This window comes from Stenotrophomonas sp. YJH_SMC_82 (genome assembly GCF_059368875.1).
On the sequence record NZ_JCAFSE010000005.1, the window covers coordinates 252655 to 269185 of the forward strand.

Annotated in this window: 13 protein-coding genes; 10 read left to right on the plus strand and 3 right to left on the minus strand. The window is 69.5% G+C overall.

Going from position 1 to position 16531, the window contains the following annotated elements; genetic code table 11:
* Positions 1 to 14 precede the first annotated feature (14 nt).
* The 7 genes from AC5P53_RS18700 to AC5P53_RS18730 are packed head-to-tail and all read left to right on the plus strand — an operon-like array spanning position 15 to position 9054.
* Positions 15 to 1349, plus strand: coding sequence for a TldD/PmbA family protein (locus AC5P53_RS18700; protein ID WP_014645476.1), 1335 nt, complete (start codon positions 15 to 17; stop codon positions 1347 to 1349).
* Positions 1349 to 2056 carry a DUF4159 domain-containing protein gene (locus AC5P53_RS18705; RefSeq protein WP_005411842.1) on the plus strand — a complete coding sequence of 236 codons (708 nt, stop codon included), beginning with the start codon at positions 1349 to 1351 and terminating at the stop codon, positions 2054 to 2056. The genes AC5P53_RS18700 and AC5P53_RS18705 overlap by 1 nt, the downstream gene beginning before the upstream one ends.
* Before the next feature lie 16 nt (positions 2057 to 2072).
* Positions 2073 to 3056: an AAA family ATPase gene (locus tag AC5P53_RS18710; protein WP_014645475.1), complete on the plus strand. Its 984-nt coding sequence runs from the start codon at positions 2073 to 2075 to the stop codon at positions 3054 to 3056.
* Positions 3057 to 3063: 7 nt separating this feature from the next.
* Positions 3064 to 3960: a DUF58 domain-containing protein gene (locus tag AC5P53_RS18715; protein ID WP_241887661.1), complete on the plus strand. Its 897-nt coding sequence runs from the start codon at positions 3064 to 3066 to the stop codon at positions 3958 to 3960.
* Positions 3957 to 5078 (plus strand): BatA domain-containing protein, encoded by a 1122-nt coding sequence (locus AC5P53_RS18720; protein ID WP_075075909.1) that lies wholly within the window; start codon positions 3957 to 3959, stop codon positions 5076 to 5078. The genes AC5P53_RS18715 and AC5P53_RS18720 overlap by 4 nt, the downstream gene beginning before the upstream one ends.
* Entirely contained in the window at positions 5075 to 7249 is a 2175-nt protein-coding gene (locus AC5P53_RS18725) for a DUF4175 domain-containing protein (RefSeq protein WP_241887662.1), read from the plus strand. The genes AC5P53_RS18720 and AC5P53_RS18725 overlap by 4 nt, the downstream gene beginning before the upstream one ends.
* Positions 7246 to 9054 (plus strand): hypothetical protein, encoded by a 1809-nt coding sequence (locus AC5P53_RS18730; RefSeq protein ID WP_049442518.1) that lies wholly within the window; start codon positions 7246 to 7248, stop codon positions 9052 to 9054. The genes AC5P53_RS18725 and AC5P53_RS18730 overlap by 4 nt, the downstream gene beginning before the upstream one ends.
* Positions 9055 to 9113: 59 nt before the next feature.
* Here AC5P53_RS18730 and AC5P53_RS18735 read toward each other — a convergent pair whose 3' ends face one another.
* Positions 9114 to 9788: a hypothetical protein gene (locus AC5P53_RS18735; protein WP_049442519.1), complete on the minus strand. Its 675-nt coding sequence runs from the start codon at positions 9786 to 9788 to the stop codon at positions 9114 to 9116.
* A 40-nt stretch (positions 9789 to 9828) separates the two neighbouring features.
* Positions 9829 to 10347: a hypothetical protein gene (locus AC5P53_RS18740; protein WP_032957598.1), complete on the minus strand. Its 519-nt coding sequence runs from the start codon at positions 10345 to 10347 to the stop codon at positions 9829 to 9831.
* A 212-nt stretch (positions 10348 to 10559) separates the two neighbouring features.
* Between AC5P53_RS18740 and AC5P53_RS18745 the strand changes: the two genes are divergently transcribed.
* The 3 genes from AC5P53_RS18745 (at position 10560) to AC5P53_RS18755 (ending at position 14461) form a co-directional block, all read left to right on the plus strand.
* Positions 10560 to 13049, plus strand: coding sequence for a DEAD/DEAH box helicase (locus AC5P53_RS18745; protein WP_241887663.1), 2490 nt, complete (start codon positions 10560 to 10562; stop codon positions 13047 to 13049).
* Positions 13046 to 14068, plus strand: coding sequence for a ribonuclease H-like domain-containing protein (locus tag AC5P53_RS18750; RefSeq protein ID WP_241887664.1), 1023 nt, complete (start codon positions 13046 to 13048; stop codon positions 14066 to 14068). Before AC5P53_RS18745 ends, AC5P53_RS18750 begins: the two co-directional genes overlap by 4 nt.
* Positions 14069 to 14146: 78 nt before the next feature.
* Positions 14147 to 14461 carry an I78 family peptidase inhibitor gene (locus AC5P53_RS18755; RefSeq protein WP_014645466.1) on the plus strand — a complete coding sequence of 105 codons (315 nt, stop codon included), beginning with the start codon at positions 14147 to 14149 and terminating at the stop codon, positions 14459 to 14461.
* 66 nt (positions 14462 to 14527) lie between these two features.
* Here the strand turns inward: AC5P53_RS18755 and AC5P53_RS18760 are convergent, their stop codons facing one another.
* Entirely contained in the window at positions 14528 to 16528 is a 2001-nt protein-coding gene (locus AC5P53_RS18760; protein ID WP_241887665.1) for a M56 family metallopeptidase, read from the minus strand.
* Positions 16529 to 16531: the final 3 nt, after the last annotated feature.

The window sequence follows — 16531 nt, forward strand, 5'->3', positions numbered from 1 at the left end:
GGAGCCCTTACACCATGAGTATCTTCACCGAAGCCCAGGCCAAGGCCATCCTCGACAAGGTCATCGCCCTGTCCAAGGCCGACGAGTGCACCGCCGTGCTGGCCGGCGCGATCAGCGGCAACATCCGCTTCGCGCTGAACAATGTCTCCACCAGTGGCATCGTCGACAACACCGAACTGGCAGTCACCGTCGCCTTCGGCAAGCGCGTCGGCACCGCCTCGATCAACGAGTTCGACGATGCCGCGCTGGAACGCGTGGTGCGCCGTGCCGAAGACCTGGCCCGCCTGGCCCCGGAGAACCCGGAGTTCATGCCGGCCATCGGCAAGCAGAGCTACCGCGCCAGCCCCACCTTCAGCGAATCCACTGCTGCCATCGATCCGGCGTTCCGTGCCAAGGTCGCCGCCGATTCGATCGCCCCGTGCCGTGGTCACGGCCTGATCGCCGCCGGCTTCCTCGAGGACGGCCAGGGCTTCCAGGCCACCGCCAACAGCAACGGCAACTTCGCCTACCAGCGCACCACCAACTTCGATTACACCTGCACCGTGCGCACTGAAGATGGCCGCGGCTCGGGCTGGGTCGGCCGCAACCTGAAGGATGCGGCCGACTTCAAGGCCGACCAGGACATCCGCATCGCCATGCGCAAGGCCACCGAGTCGGCCGAAGCCAAGGCGCTGGAACCGGGCAAGTACACGGTGATCCTGGAGCCGGCCGCAGCGGCAGGCCTGATCAGCTTCATGATGAACTTCTTCAGTGCGCGCTCGGCCGATGAAGGCCGCAGCTTCCTGTCGAAGAAGGGTGGTGGCAACAAGCTGGGCGAGCAGGTCTACGACCCGCGCGTGACCATGATCGCCGATCCGTGGCATCCGGACGCACCGGTGCTGCCGTGGGACAACGAAGGCCTGCCGCGCGAGCGCATGGCCATCATCGAGAACGGCAAGATCGCCAACCTGGACTACTCGCGCTTCTGGGCGCAGAAGCAGGGCAAGACCGCCAAGGCCTCGCCGGGCAACCTGCTGATGAGCGGTGGCGACAAAAGCACCGCCGAGCTGGTGCGTGGCACCCAGAAGGGCATCCTGGTCACGCGTACCTGGTACATCCGCATGGTCGATCCGCAGACGGTGCTGCTGACCGGCCTCACCCGCGACGGCACCTTCTACATCGAGAACGGCCAGATCAAGCACCCGGTGAAGAACTTCCGCTTCAACGAGTCGCCGGTGATCATGCTCAACAACATCGAAGAGCTGGGCAAGCCGGTGCGTGTGGCCGGTGATGAGTCCAGCTACGTGATGATGATCCCGCCGATGAAGCTGCGCGATTTCACCTTCACCTCGCTGTCCGACGCCGTCTGATGGATCGCCGGGCCTGCCTGCGCTGGTTGGCCGCTGCCGCTTCGGCGGCGGCGCTGCCGGCCTGGGCACAGGCAGGCCCGCGCAGTTCGCGCTACGACTTCTGGTTCACCCGCCTGCAGTACGACTCCGGTGACTGGGACGTGGACGCGCGCATGCCGTCCAACCTGATCACCTCGCTGATCGACTACACCTCGCTGCGCGTGGACCCGCAGGAGCACGTGGTGGCACTGGCCGACCCGCGCATGCTGGAAGCGCCGTTCTGCTACCTGGCCGGCCACACGCTGGTGGAGTTCAATGCCGCCGAGCGGCAGAACTTCGTGCGCTATGTGCGCAATGGCGGCTTCGTCTTCGTCGACGACTGCAACCACGATATCGATGGGCTGTTCGCCACCTCGTTCGAGGCACAGATGGGCCGCCTGTTTGGTCCCAGGGCACTGCAGAAGCTGCCCAACAGCCACCCGCTGTACCGCAGCTTCTTCCGTTTCCCCGATGGCCCGCCGGCCACCAGCTTCGAACTCAATGGCTGGGGCGACGACCTGGTGCACGACTACCTGAAGGGCATCGAGGTCGATGGCCGCCTGGGGCTGCTCTACAGCAACAAGGACTACGGCTGCGAGTGGGACTACGACTGGCGCAACAAGCGTTTCCTGGCCGAAGACAACACCCGCTTCGGCGTCAACATCGTGATGTACGCGTTGAACAATTGATAGGACCTGCACGCCCATGACTTCCCCCGACCTCGATTCCCTGTTGCCACGCCTGGATGCGCTGCGCGCCGCGCTTGCACGCGCCGTGGTGGGTCAGCACACCGTGGTCGAGCAGCTGCTGATCGGCCTGCTGGCCGGCGGCCACTGCCTGCTGGAAGGCGCGCCCGGGCTCGGCAAGACCCTGCTGGTGCGCTCGCTCGGGCAGGCGCTGGAACTGCAGTTCCGGCGCGTGCAGTTCACCCCCGACCTGATGCCCAGCGACATCCTCGGCACCGAACTGCTGGAGGAAGACCACGGCACCGGCCATCGCCATTTCCGTTTCCAGCAGGGCCCGATCTTCACCCACCTGCTGTTGGCAGACGAACTCAACCGCACCCCGCCCAAGACCCAGGCCGCACTGCTGGAAGCGATGCAGGAACGCACGGTCAGCTACGCCGGCACCACCTACGCACTGCCGGCGCCGTTCTTCGTGCTGGCCACACAGAACCCGATCGAGCAGGCGGGCACTTACCCACTGCCGGAAGCGCAGCTGGACCGCTTCCTGCTGCACGTGCTGGTGGATTACCCCAGCGAGGACGAGGAGCGGCAGATCCTGGAACAGACCACCGGCGGCGCCACCGACGCGGTGCCGAAGGTGATGGATGCAGAGGCGGTGATCGCGCTGCAGGCCGCCGTACGCCAGGTGCACGTCAGCCCGGATGTGCTGGCCTGGATCACCCGCCTGGTGCGCGCCAGCCGCCCAGGCGAAGGCGCACCCGCCGCGATCAACCAGTGGGTGAAGTGGGGCGCGGGCCCGCGCGCCGGACAGTCGCTGGTGCTGGCGGCAAAAGCGCGCGCATTGCTGCAGGGCCGCTTTGCCGCCACCCGCGAGGATGTGCAGGCGCTGGCCGCGCCGGTGATGCGCCATCGCCTGCTGCTGTCGTTCGCCGCCGAGGCCGAGCAGAAGCGTGCCGACGACGTGGTCGCCGCCCTGCTGCAGGCCGTGCCGTTCCCGGGTTGAGCCACCCGTGAACGCCGGTACCCCGCTGACCTTGCCACCGGAACTGCGTGCGCGCCTGCGCACGCTCCGCGTGCGGCCACGCCTGGCCAGTGGCGCCAGTGGCATCGGCCAGCACGCCAGCCGCAGCCGCGGTGCCGGCCTCGAATTCGCCCAGTACCGTGCCTACGAACCAGGCGATGAGCTGCGCCAGATCGACTGGAAGCTGTATGCACGCTCGGACCGCTTCTTCGTGCGCGAATCCGAACGCGAAAGCCCGATCACGGTCTGGCTGCTGCTTGATGCCACCGCCTCGGCCGGCCAGGCCGATCGCGCGGCACCGCAGCGCATCCGCCTGGACCACATGCGCGGTGTGGCCGCCTGCGTGGTGGAACTGGCCCTGCAGCAGGGCGACCGTTTCGGCCTGCTGGCGATCAATGGCGATGGACTGCAGTTGGTGCCCGCAGCTAACGGCGCACGCCAGCGTGATCGCGTGCACCTGCAACTGCATGCGCTGCAGGCGCGTGGCGGCTGGCCTGTGGCCGATCGCCTGCGCCCGCTGTGGGAGCGCGTGCGCCCGGGCGACCTGCTGCTGGCGATCGGCGACGGTTTTGACGAGGCCGGCATTGTGCTGCTGGAACAACTGGCCAGCGCACGCCGCGAAGTGGCACTGCTGCAGATCCTCACCGCCGACGAGCGTGACTTCCCGTTCGGCGCAGGCCATCGCTTCCGCGATCCGGAGACCGGCGAGGAACTGCTGGGCGATGGCGCGGCGATCCGCACCGACTACCTGCAACGCTTCGCTGACGCACGCAACGCATTGCAGTCGCGCCTGCAGGCCAGCGGCATCGCCAGTGCCACTGGCTGGCTCGACCAGCCGCTGGACCAACCACTGCAGGCACTGTTTGGCCGCAGGGGCGGCGCATGACCCTGCTGTTCCCGTTGGGCCTGGCCGCGCTCGCTGCAGGGTTGCTGCCGCTGCTGATCCACCTCGCCCGCCGCCATCCGTACACACCGCTGGATTTCGCCGCGCTGCGCTGGCTGCGTGCACAGATCCGGCCGCGCCAGCGCATCCGCTTCGATGACTGGCCGTTGCTGCTGGTGCGCCTGCTGTTGCTTGCCGCGTTGGCCTTGCTGCTGGCACGACCTGCATTGACCGGGCCTGCGCCAGCCCCCACTGCGTGGACGGTCGTAGCCCCAGGGCTGGACGCGACCGCACTACGCGGCACCGCCGAAGCGGGCAACTGGCATTGGCTGGCGCCCGGCTTCCCGGCCATTGATCAAGTGCCACCCGCGTCCACGGCTTCCCTGCCCAGCCTGCTGCGCGAACTGGACGCACAGCTGCCTGCGGGCACCGCATTGACCGTGCACGTTCCCGATCCCCTGCCCGGCCTGGACGGCGCACGCCTGCAGCTGTCGCGCGAGGTGCAGTGGCGTCCGCAGCCGATACCGGTGAGTGAGCAACCGAGTGCCGCAACGTTGCCGCGCCTGCGCGTGCACAGCGATGCTTCGGCCGCCGTCCAGCACTGGTTGAATGCACTGCAGCGCGCGTGGGGCAGGCAGGCGCCGCTCGCGCCTCTGGTGGCGGATGCGCTGCCCGAGCGCGGCGAGATCGGCGTGTGGAGCCGCACTGGCGCACTGCCGGCGAACTGGCAGGCGTGGCTGCAGGACGGCGGACGTGTAGTGACTGCCGGCAAGCCTGCCGCCGAGGCCAGCATCCTGCTGCGCAACACCGAGGGCTCCCCGCTGCTGTGGCAGCAACGCATCGGCCACGGTGTCCTGCTGTCTCTGCCCGGCGACTGGGATGCCTCAGGCAACGCTGCGCTGCGCGATCCGCAGTTGCCACGCGCGCTGCTGCTGGCTCTGCAGCCGCCTCCGCTGCCACGCCTCGGCGATGCCCGGGACCAGGCCCCCCGCCAGGCAGCACTGCCTGCGGCAACGCCGCCGCTGCGCAAGCTCACCCCGTGGTTGCTGCTGGCCATCGTGCTGCTGTTCGCGCTGGAACGCTGGATGGCCAGCAGTCATCGACGCAGGGGGCCCGCATGAACACCCTGCAGCTCGCCTGGCAGCACGCGCGCCGCCGCCGTGCGCTCGTCACCCTGCTGCTGGGCCTGCCGTGGGCGCTGGCCGCAACGGTGCTGGCGCTGCGCCTGGCGGGCTTCGATATGGCCTGCGTGATCGGCACCATCGGCCTGCTTGCCTGCGCAGCGCTCGCCACGGCACGCTCCCGCCAGCTGGACCCGCAGTGGTTGCAGCGCCAGCTCGATGGCAGCGGCGCCAGTGAGGACAGTGCCGACCTGCTGTTTGCCGATGCGCTTACCCTCAATCCGCTGCAGCAGCGCCAGCGCGCGCATGTGCTGGCCACGCTGGAACGCGCGATGCCGGAACTGCGTCCGCGCTGGCCGCGTGGAGCATTGGCGCTGTGCTGGATCGCAGGCCTGGCCATCGTTGCGCTGGCATTCGGCTGGCCACGTTCCAGCCCCGGCTCCGCGCCGGCCCGTGCGTCGGCGCCTGGCAGCACGGCTGCCGCGGGCCCACTGCACCTGCAGTCCACCCGCATGCGCATCGACGCGCCGGCCTATACCGGCCAAGCCACGCTCACCCAGAACGCACTGGATGCCAAGGTCGCCGCCGACAGCCGGCTGTCGTGGTCGTTGCGCTTCGATCGCGCACCGGACAAGGCATGGCTGCAGTTCCACGATGGTCGCCGGTTGCCGCTGAACGAACACGATGGCCAGTGGCAGGCACAGGATGTGGCGCGCACGCCGGTGCTGTACCGCGTGGTGAGCGAGCCGGCGTTGGCCGGAACCGACCTGCATCGTCTGGACGTGGTCGCCGACCGCGCGCCCGGCGTACACGTGCTGGAGCCGGCCGCCAGCCTGGTGCTGGGCACGCCCGGGCAACGCCAGTGGTCGTTGCGCTTCGAGGCCACCGACGACTATGGCGTAGCCGCGCAGGCAACGCTGTCGATCACCACCACCCAGGGCAGCGGTGAGAACATCACCTTCGTGAAACGCAGCGTGACGCTTGCCGGCAGCGGCGAAGCCACCGCGCGGCGTTTCGCCCACACGCTTGATCTGGCTGCGCTGGGCGCGCAACCGGGCAACGATGTCATCGCCCAGCTGGAAGTGCGCGACAACCACGCGCCAACACCGCAGACCGGGCGCAGCAGCAGCGTGATCCTGCGCCTGCCCAGCGCCGAGGTTGCACTCGGTGCCGAACTGGAAGGCCGCATCAAGAAGACCCTGCCGGCCTATTTCCGCAGCCAGCGGCAGATCATCATCGATGCCGAAGCGCTGATCCGGCAGCGACGCAGCCTCGCCGCCGAGGACTTCGTGAAACGCAGCGATGCGATCGGTGTCGACCAGCGCATCCTGCGCCTGCGCTATGGCCAGTTCCTGGGCGAAGAAAGCGAAGGTGCACCGAAGCCACCGCCGACCAGCGACCTGCCCACCAGCGATGCGCCGACCGCAGACAGCCACGACGACGAACACGATCACGATCACGACCATGGCGCCGAGGCCGGTGCGCACGACGCGCATGGCCACGATCACGGCGGCAAGGCGGCCAGTGCCGATACGCCACCGGTGTTCGGCAGCGCCACCGATGTGCTGTCGGAGTACGGCCACACCCACGACCATGCCGAGGCCGCGACCCTGCTCGACCCACAGACCCGCGCCACGCTGAAGGCCGCGCTGGACCAGATGTGGTCGGCCGAAGGCGAGCTGCGCCAGGGCCGTCCGGAGCAGGCACTGCCGTTCGCCTACAAGGCACTGGGGTTCATCAAGCAGGTGCAGCAGGCCGAGCGCATCTACCTGGCACGGGTGGGGCCGGAGCTGCCGCCGATCGATGAAGGCCGCCGGCTGGGTGGCGATCGCGCTGGGCTGGCCAGCCGTGAACTGCCGTTGGCCGCCCGCACCCCGCCCGATCCGGCCATCGTCGAAGCGTGGCAGCGCCTCGGCGATGACACCAGCGTGCCCGACCTCGACGCACTCGCCAGCTGGCAGCAGCGCAATGCCGCCTACCTGCCCGATGCGCTGGACCTGGCCGCGGCCATCGAGCAGCTGCGCATCGAACCCGGCTGCCGCGACTGCCGCCAGCGCCTGCGCGCACAGGTATGGCGCGCGCTGCAGCGACCCCTGCCGCAGGCAATGCGGCGCAACGCCGCCGATGCGATGGGGCAGCGGTACCTTGATGCGCTGGAGGCACAGCCATGAACGCCTCCGCTGTGAACCTGTGGATTGCGCTGGCACTCGCCCTGATCGTGGTCATCGCCAGCGTGCGCCAGCTGCGTGGCAATGCCGCGCGTCGTGGCCGCCAGTGGATCGTGATTGCGCTGCAGCTGATCGCTGCCACGCTGCTGTACTTCTGCCTGGTCCCGCCCACCGGCCAGCAACCCGCGGTCGGCCTGGTCGTGCTGGGAATCGATGCCGACAAGGCCGGCGCGCTGCCGGCCAGCGCAGGCCCGCGGCTGCTGTTGCCTGAGGCTGCCGATGTGCCTGGGGGCCAGCGCGTGCCGGACCTGGCCACGGCGCTGCGCCAGCATCCGGCTTCCACGCTGACGCTGGTCGGTGCCGGCCTGGTCGCGCGTGACCGCGACGCGGTACTGCCACGCGACGTGCGCTGGCAGCCGGTAGCTCCGACGCGCGGGTGGATCGCGCTGCAGCCACCCGCCGACACCGCGCCCGGCGCACGCTTCGACGTGCATGCACAGGCGCGCGGCGTCGCCAAGGCCAAGGCGGAACTGCTTGACCCCGCCGACAGCGTGGTCGATCGCGTGGACGTTGCCGAGGACGGTCACGTGCAGCTCAGCGGCATCGCCCGCGCCGAGGGCCGCAGCGTGTTCCAGCTGCGCCTGCTCGATGCCGGCGGTCATGTGGTGGACAGCGCGCCGGTACCGCAGCAGACCCTGCCGGCGGCACCGCTGCGCATGCTGGTGCGTGCCAGTGCGCCGGGCCCGGAGCTGAAGTACCTGCGCCGCTGGGCCGCCGATACCGGCATCCGCGTGCAGGTACAGGCCGATACCGGGGCAGGTGTCAGCGTGGGGGATGGCGCGGTCGCGCTGGATGCAGCGTCACTCGCGCGCAGCGATCTGTTGCTGCTGGACGAGCGCAGCCTGACCGCATTGAGTGCCGGCCAGCTGGCTGCCGTGCGGCAGGCGTTGCGTGACGGCCTTGGCGTTCTGTTGCGCAGTGCAGGCGCACCTGCAGCCGGCGCGCGCCAGCGCCTCCGCGATCTGGGCCTGCCAGTGCAGGGCGATGGCAGCAGCCACGCCCTCGAACTTCCCGGCGATGGCGACAGCGCGGTCCTCGCCGCACGACGCGGCCCGCTCGCCGCCGGAACGCTGCCGACCGGCTACGGCGAGGAGGCTGACCGCAGCTCGCACAGTGCGCCCCTGCCCGCGCTGGAAGCACTGGCGCTGCAGGCGCCAGGCAGCAACGCCCTGCTGCGGGATGGGTCGGGCAAGGCCGTCGGCGGCTGGCGCGCTGCCGGCAAGGGTCGCATCGGCCTGCTGCCGATCACCGACAGCTGGCGCTGGGTGCTGGCCGGACGCGATGATCGCCACGGTGAACTCTGGAGCAGCGTCGTCGCCACGCTGGGGCGTGCGCAGGGCAGCGGTGATGCGCTGTGGTCGCCGCAGACGCTCGGCTGGGCGGGCGAACGGCAGGCGCTGTGCGGCGTGCAGGCGCCACTGCAGGTCTTCAACGCGCGCGGAGACAGCGTGCCCCTGATCGTTGACGGCGCAACGTCGACCCTGCGCTGCGCCGGCTGGTGGCCGCGCGAGGCGGGTTGGCAGCGCCTGCAGCACGGCGACACCACGGTCTGGCGCTATGTGTTCGACCCGAAGGCCGCACCTGCACTGCACCAGCAGGCGATGATCGATGCAACCACGCGGGCGTTGGCCGTCAGCGGGCCGACGAACACGGCGATGATGCAGCCCGTGCCGGGCTCGCGCTGGCCCTGGTGGCTGGCGTTCACGGTGTGCGCTTCGCTGCTGTGGTGGCTGGAGCGGCGGCGCTGACCCGGGGTCGGATCCCTTTCGCCCACGACAGGGCTCTGACCCCCTCCGTCATGCGTCCTTCAGCGTTTCCCCGCGCGCCGGTACACGCCGTTGAAGCGCACGTTCATGCCACCGCATTCGCTGTTGTCGGCCACGATCAGCACCTCGCCCAGCGAGTGCACGCGCACCCGGCACGTGTCCTCGACGAACTCGACATCAGCACCACGCGGCGTCGCGCGCGCTTCCACCTGGCCCATGTTCGGGCCATACGGGCGCTGTTCCGGCGTGGGGTTGGCAGAAGGCCAGTAGGCGTCGCCATCCACATGCAGTCGTCCACCCTGCACGGTGATGCGCAGGCCGTTGTCGCCGTCTTTCCAGTGGCCCACCCAGTCCTGCAGCGTTGGCACGGCCACCGGCAACGGCTGCAGCTTGCTGCGGTCCACCCAGCCGGCGCTGCCACCCACCTTGTTCGGGAAGAACGCACAGCGGTAGCGGCCAAGGTCGCGACCGGTCACCACCGTATCGCCGTTGACCACATAGCTGCGCTGGCGGCAGGCCGGTTCGCCCTTGGCGGGGCACCCGTCCATGTCGCCGAGCAGATACAGGCGCGGTGCGTCGACCACCCGCGCCAGCGCGAACCGGCTCTGTTCGGAGGGGAACGCGCCATTGCGGCACGCGCCATCACCGGCGATGCCGGCAGCAAAGGCAGACGCGGGCAGCAATGCAGCCAGCAGGCAGAACGAACGCAGGAACATGGCAGCGCTATCGGTTGAGGAACCGGCAGGATATACCGGCCTACTTCACCGGCGGTGCATCACCGGCATCCTGCTGCTGGGAGAACCGCAGCGCACGCTGCCGCTGTTCGGCACTGAGCTCAGGCGGTGGCCGGGCGATGGCGGACTGGATCTGGTCGGGGCCACCGGTGAGCTTGTTCAGGCCCCGGCCCGCCGCCAGCACGCCCTTGACCACGCCCATCATGATGTAGCCGCCGCCCATGCTGACCTGCTCCGGTGACGGTGGCTCGCTCCAGTCGCGGCTGAAGCGGTTGTCGCCGAACTTCACCGGGTTCTTGAAGCGGTACAGGTCCAGCGGCTCGTCGTCGGGCTTGAGTGCACGCACCTCGCCGAGGGTGGTGACGTTGTCCTGCGGCAGGGCGGTGGAGATCGGCGCGGTGGCTGCTGCCGGGGCATCAGCAGGGGGAACGGGTGCAGGATCGGGCACCGATACCGGCGCGGCCTGCTGCGCCTGCGCGATGCCGGCCAGCAGCATGCCGGCCAGGAGTGCTCCCTGCGTTCCACGTCGTGCCACAGCCATCCGCCCTGTTGGTTGCGTCCAGCGCCCAAGGATACGGATGCCGGCTTCAGATTTCGTTGCTGCACTGGCAGCTGTTCAGCCAGGGGAGATGCGGCGGCGCCACGGGACGCGAGCACTGAACGGTTCACGCCCTCCGTGTGCGATGTCTCACATCCTGAGACGTGGATGTGGTGCCATGTGACCCCTCGCAATCCGTCCCGGCTCCACTTTCCATGGCTTACGAACTCGCCAAGCGCACCGCCGATGCCGAGCAGAAGCTCGCCACCCGCGATGGCCTGCCCGCCCGTGACGGCGCCCTGCTCAGCGCGCGCCTGCAGCGCCGCTACCAGGACCGCATCACCGGCAGCTTTGCCATTCCCGGCCGCGAGGGCCGCTATGCCCCCATTCCCGATGCGGTACCGCCGGCCCTGGCCGCGGCCCTGAAGGCACGCGGCATCGAGCAGCTCTACAGCCACCAGGCCGAGGCCTGGGACGCCAGCCAGCGTGGTGAGCACGTGGCCATCGTCACCCCCACCGCCAGCGGCAAGTCGCTGTGCTACACCCTGCCCGTGGTCAGCGCGGCGATGCAGGACAAGGCCAAGGCGCTGTACCTGTTCCCGACCAAGGCGCTGGCACAGGACCAGGTGGCCGAGCTGCTGGAACTCAACCGTGCCGGCGATCTGGGCGTCAAGGCCTTCACCTTCGATGGCGATACCCCGGGTGATGCGCGCCAGGCGATCCGCCTGCATGGCGACATCGTGGTGTCCAACCCGGACATGCTGCACCAGGCGATCCTGCCGCATCACACCAAGTGGGCGCAGTTCTTCGAGAACCTGCGCTACATCGTCATCGACGAAGTACACACCTACCGCGGCGTGTTCGGCAGCCACGTCACCAACGTGCTGCGCCGGCTCAAGCGCATCTGCGCGTTCTACGGCGTGCAACCGCAGTTCATCCTGTGCTCGGCCACCATCGGCAATCCGCAGGCGCATGCCGAGGCGTTGATCGAGGCACCGGTCACCGCGATCACCGAATCCGGTGCGCCCAGCGGACCGAAACAGGTACTGCTGTGGAACCCGCCGGTGATCAATCCGGACCTGGGCCTGCGCGCCTCGGCACGCTCGCAGAGCAACCGCATCGCGCGCATCGCGATCAAGTCCGGGCTGAAGACCCTGGTGTTCGCGCAGACCCGGTTGATGGTCGAAGTGCTGACCAAGTACCTGAAGGACATCTTCGACCACGACCCGCGCAAGCCGCCGCGCATCCGCGCCTACCGTGGCGGCTACCTGCCCACCGAGCGCCGCGAGACCGAGCGTGCGATGCGCGCCGGCAACATCGACGGCATCGTCAGCACGTCGGCGCTGGAACTGGGCGTGGATATCGGCAGCCTGGACGTGGTCATTCTCAACGGCTATCCCGGCAGCGTGGCCGCCACCTGGCAGCGCTTCGGCCGCGCCGGTCGCCGCCAGCAGCCGGCGCTGGGGGTGATGGTGGCCAGCTCGCAGCCGCTGGACCAGTACGTGGTGCGGCATCCGGACTTCTTCGCCGAGGCCTCGCCCGAACATGCACGCATTGCACCTGACCAGCCGCTGATCCTGTTCGACCACATCCGCTGCGCAGCCTTCGAACTGCCGTTCCGGGTTGGCGATGGCTTCGGCCCGATCGATCCGGAAGTGTTCCTGGAAGCGCTGGCCGAAACCGAAGTCATCCACCGCGAAGGCGAGCGCTGGGAATGGATCGCCGACAGCTATCCGGCCAACGCGGTGAGCCTGCGCGCGGTGGCCGACGGCAACTTCGTGGTGGTCGACCGCAGCGACGGCCGCCAGCAGATCATCGCCGAGGTCGATTATTCCGCCGCCGCACTCACCCTGTACGAAGGCGCCATCCACATGGTGCAGTCCACGCCCTACCAGGTGGAGACGCTGGACTGGGACGGCCGCAAGGCCTATGTCACCCGCACGCATGTGGATTACTACACCGACAGCATCGACTTCACCAAGCTCAAGGTGCTGGACCGTTTCGACGGTGGCGTGGCCGGCCGTGGCGATTCGCACCATGGCGAAGTGCACGTGGTGCGTCGCGTGGCCGGCTACAAGAAGATCCGCTATTACACCCACGAGAACATCGGCTATGGGCCGGTGAACCTGCCCGACCAGGAACTGCACACCACTGCGGTGTGGTGGCAGCTGCCGCAGGCGCTGCTGCTGCGCGCGTTCGCCAGCAAGCAGGATGCGCTGGATGGCTTCCTTGGCGCCGCGTATGCCCTGCACATCGTCGCCACCGTGGCGGTGATGGCCGATGCGCGCGATCTGCAGAAGTCAGTCGGCAACGGCGATGGTGCCTGGTTCGCGATCGCCGACCAGAGCGGCCGTGGCCAGCTGCGCGGCAGCGAAGGCGACCCTGGCGCGGTGGAGCTGCTGCAGGAGTTCGTGCCGACCGTTTATCTGTACGACAACTTTCCTGGCGGCGTTGGCCTGAGCGAGCCGCTGTGGCAGCGCCAGGCCGAGTTGGTGCAGCGCGCGCGCGAACTGGTGCAGCGTTGCGACTGCAAGGCCGGTTGCCCGGCCTGTGTCGGCCCGGTGCTGGCTGCACAGGAGGAAGATGAAACCTCGCCGCGCGCGCTGGCGCTGCGCGTGCTCGACCTGTTCGACGCAGAAGCCTGCCAGCACGTGCGCGACCTGGTGGTGACCACGCGCGAGCCGATGGAGCTGCTGGCACCGTGAGCCTGAGCCTGGACAAGCTGCGCCTGCTGCGGAAGCAGGCCGGCGACCCGAAAGCAGTCACGCCGGTGGCACCCGAGCCGCCCCCCCCGGCGCCGGCCCCGGTAGCCGCCAACGATGCACGGCAGCCACCGGCAGAGCGCTCGGTGTTCGCCTGGGTCGAACAGGAAATCCGCCACAAGCCGACCGGCGCTGCCGCGCCTGTGACGGCCGCCGCACCGTTGCGTCGACCGGAAGTGGGCAGCCTGCACCGCCTGCTCGGCCTGCGCTCGCGTGGTGGAGCCGCACCGGCACGCGCCAGTGCCCAGGATCGCCAGCTCCCCGGCGAGGAAATCGCGCCGGGGCTGTTCCTGATCGAGTCGCTGCAGCCGCAACCGATTCCCGCAGAACCGCTTTCCCTGGCTTTCGCCAGGCGCGAGCACGAGCACGTCGCCGCGCGCGACCTGCTGTTCTTCGATACCGAGACCACCGGCCTGGCCGGCGGCACTGGCACCCGCGCCTTCATGATCGGCGCCGCCGACTGGCACGTGTGCCCGCAGCGTGGCGAAGGCCTGCGCATCCGCCAGTTGCTGATGTCGACGATGGCCGCCGAGGACGCGATGCTGGCCACCTTCGCCCGCTGGCTGCAGCCGTCCACCGTGTTCTGCAGCTACAACGGGCGCAGCTACGATGCGCCGCTGCTGAAGACGCGCTACCGGCTGGCCCGCCAGCGTTGCCCGATCAGCGCGCTGGATCACGTCGACCTGCTCTACCCGACCCGCCGCCGCTATCGCGGCACGTGGGAGAACTGCAAGCTGTCCACCATTGAGCGCCAGCTGCTGCGCGTGGTGCGCGAGGATGACCTGCCTGGCTCCGAAGCCCCGGGCGCATGGCTGCGTTTCCTGCGCGGCGGCGATGCGGTGAACCTGCGTCGGGTGGCCGACCACAACCATCAGGACGTGGTCACCCTGGCCCTGCTGCTGCAGCGACTGGTGCGCGAGGAGCAGCGCGAGCGCGAAACACTGGCGCTGGTCGGGCAGTAATGGCCAAGGGCCGCGTTGACATGCCCTGACGGTGGCAGCGGTGACACTGCCGCCACCATCCACGCCTGGAGCCCGACGATGCGCCTCAATCCGCTTGCCCTGCTCGCCATCCTGCCGCTGGCCGCCTGCAGCCACGCCGGCAGCAGCACCACCCACGATGCCGCACCGGCACCGGTGGCCGATGCCGCCCACGAATGCAGGCCGGAAGCGCTGGAAGCCTTCACCGGCAAGACCGCCGACGAGGCCACCATCAAGAAACTGGTCGCCGATAGCGGTGCCCGCAACGCGCGCGTGGTCAAGCCGGGCATGGCGGTAACCATGGACTTCCGCCAGGACCGCGTGACGGTGCAGGTGGACGGTCAGAACCGGATCGAGCGCGCCAGCTGCGGTTGATCAACCCAGTGGGTGCCGGCCACTGGCCGGCACCCCACATTGCCGGCCAGCGGCCGGCACTACCAGTCAGAGTCGCTCGGCCTTGCCGCTGGCCAGTGCGCGCGCGATCACCTGCTGCGCCTGCCGCGACGCCTGCTCATGCACGCGTGCCTGACGCTCACCCAACGCAGCCTGCCGGCTGCCCAGCGCCGCCTGGCGGCTGGCCAGTTCAGACTGCTGGCTGGCCAGGCGCTGCATGCCGCGGGTGTGGGTGGCCCGCGCGGTTTCGTTGTCCACTTCCTGCATCGCACGACGTGCCTCTGCAGCAGCCTCACGTGCAGCCTCACGTGCAATGGCCGCATCGTTGGTCGCGCCCCGCGCCGCCTTCGCCGCTTCTGCCGCCGCTTCGCGGTTGATGTCATGCGCGGCCACCGCGCTGCGCGCAGCCTCGGCAGCGGCCAGTGCCATGCGGCGCGCCTCCTCGCCCTGCAGGCGGCCCATCTCGCCCATCTGCCTGCCGAGTTCGCCCTGCTGGCGACCCAGCGCACTCTGTTGCCGGCCCAGTTCGCTCTGCTGGCGGCCCAGATCCGCCGCGCCGCTGTAGGCACGCTGCAGGCTCTGGATCATCATCGGGTCTCGCACCACGTAGCGCTTGTCGCCCTTGCGGAACCACAGCGCCGGGCCCTTGCCGAGCTGTCTGCGGGCCACCGTCACGTCGTCCATGCCGCCGTTGGCGAAGGTCGAATCGCCATCTACCAGCACGAAGGCCTCCGGCGGCGATTTGCCCAGGTCCAGGCGGCCGTAGGTGGTGATGGAAGTGGTGCGGGAGGTCGTGTGTTCACTGCGCATGCCGGTATCGACATCGACATCCGCATCCACGTCGACCGCCACATCCGCATCGTCCGGACCTGACAACGCCTCGACATCAGCCGGCTCGGCGGGCGGCGCGGGCGCCACCGGCACGGCCGGAACGCGCGCGGACGAAGGCGGTGCGGGCGGCGCTTTCGGAGCCTTCGGCGGCGGCGGCGGCACGACCTTCGGCGCCGCAGGAGGCGCGGGCGGTGCCGGCGGCACCGGCGCTGCGACCAGCCGCATCGGCGCCACGCCCACCACCAGCACCACCGCAGTCAACGCCATCGCCAGGATGCGCGGGCAGGACCGGCGCGACTGCAGCGAGAGCAGGCGGCGCTTGAGGCTGGTGGTATCCGGTGCGGCACTGGCCACGCCCAGATGCGGCTGCGGTGCCACGCCCAGCTGCAGCAGCAGACGGCCATAGGCCTGGCGGCTGGCACCGTGCTGGCCAACCACCGCTGCATCCACCGCTTCCTCGCGCGCCTGTGCATATTCACGCACCGACAGGCGCAGCAGCGGGTGGAAGAAGAACAGGTGCTGGGCCAGTGCAGGCAGCAGGCCCCATTGCAGGTCACGCCGCTGCAGGTGCTGCAGTTCGTGGGTCAGGGCCAGGTCCAGCGCGTCGCCCTGCAGGGCGTTGTCGCCCGCCGGCAGCAGCAGCACCGGGCGGAACGGCCCGACCAGCTGCGGTGCGTCCACCTGCGTGCTCATCCACAACCGCGGCGCAGGACGCACGCCGTGCGCATCGGAGGCCAGCTGCAGGGCCTGCACCAGCGCCTCGTCCTCGCAGGGATAGGCCGCTGCCAGCAGCGCGCGGCAGCGACGCCACTCACCGAAGGTACGCAGGGCCATCAGCAGCACGCCGGACATCCACAGCGTGGCCAGTGCGACGGCCCACCATGCCACCGCCGGCACGTCCGCGGCGGGCATCGGCATTGCGGCCAACAGCTGTGCCGAGGCCTCCGGGGCCAGCGGGTAGACCATGTCGGCGGCCACATCGGTCGCGCTCATCGCCACCGCCTGCGGCGCCGGCAGCCAGGCCAGCTGCAACGGCTGGCTCCAGAACAGGCCGAGCACAGCCTGCAGCGAGACCAGCCACCACAGGCGGCAGCGGGTCGCCGCCGACAGCGACGGCAGCGCGCGGCATACGCCATACACCAGGGCCACCAGCAGTACGGTCTGCAGGCTGGTCCAGCCCAGCCGTTCCAACATCGGGATCAGCATCGTGGTGTCCATGGC

Excerpts from the sequence above, each read along its gene's own strand:
- AC5P53_RS18700 (WP_014645476.1), top strand. The coding sequence starts at position 15 with ATGAGTATCTTCACCGAAGCCCAGGCCAAGGCCATCCTCGACAAGGTC.
- AC5P53_RS18705 (WP_005411842.1), top strand. The coding sequence starts at position 1,349 with ATGGATCGCCGGGCCTGCCTGCGCTGGTTGGCCGCTGCCGCTTCGGCG.
- AC5P53_RS18710 (WP_014645475.1), top strand. The coding sequence starts at position 2,073 with ATGACTTCCCCCGACCTCGATTCCCTGTTGCCACGCCTGGATGCGCTG.
- AC5P53_RS18720 (WP_075075909.1), top strand. The coding sequence starts at position 3,957 with ATGACCCTGCTGTTCCCGTTGGGCCTGGCCGCGCTCGCTGCAGGGTTG.
- AC5P53_RS18725 (WP_241887662.1), top strand. The coding sequence starts at position 5,075 with ATGAACACCCTGCAGCTCGCCTGGCAGCACGCGCGCCGCCGCCGTGCG.
- AC5P53_RS18730 (WP_049442518.1), top strand. The coding sequence starts at position 7,246 with ATGAACGCCTCCGCTGTGAACCTGTGGATTGCGCTGGCACTCGCCCTG.
- AC5P53_RS18735 (WP_049442519.1), bottom strand. The coding sequence starts at position 9,788 with ATGTTCCTGCGTTCGTTCTGCCTGCTGGCTGCATTGCTGCCCGCGTCT.
- AC5P53_RS18740 (WP_032957598.1), bottom strand. The coding sequence starts at position 10,347 with ATGGCTGTGGCACGACGTGGAACGCAGGGAGCACTCCTGGCCGGCATG.
- AC5P53_RS18745 (WP_241887663.1), top strand. The coding sequence starts at position 10,560 with ATGGCTTACGAACTCGCCAAGCGCACCGCCGATGCCGAGCAGAAGCTC.
- AC5P53_RS18755 (WP_014645466.1), top strand. The coding sequence starts at position 14,147 with ATGCGCCTCAATCCGCTTGCCCTGCTCGCCATCCTGCCGCTGGCCGCC.
- AC5P53_RS18760 (WP_241887665.1), bottom strand. The coding sequence starts at position 16,528 with ATGGACACCACGATGCTGATCCCGATGTTGGAACGGCTGGGCTGGACC.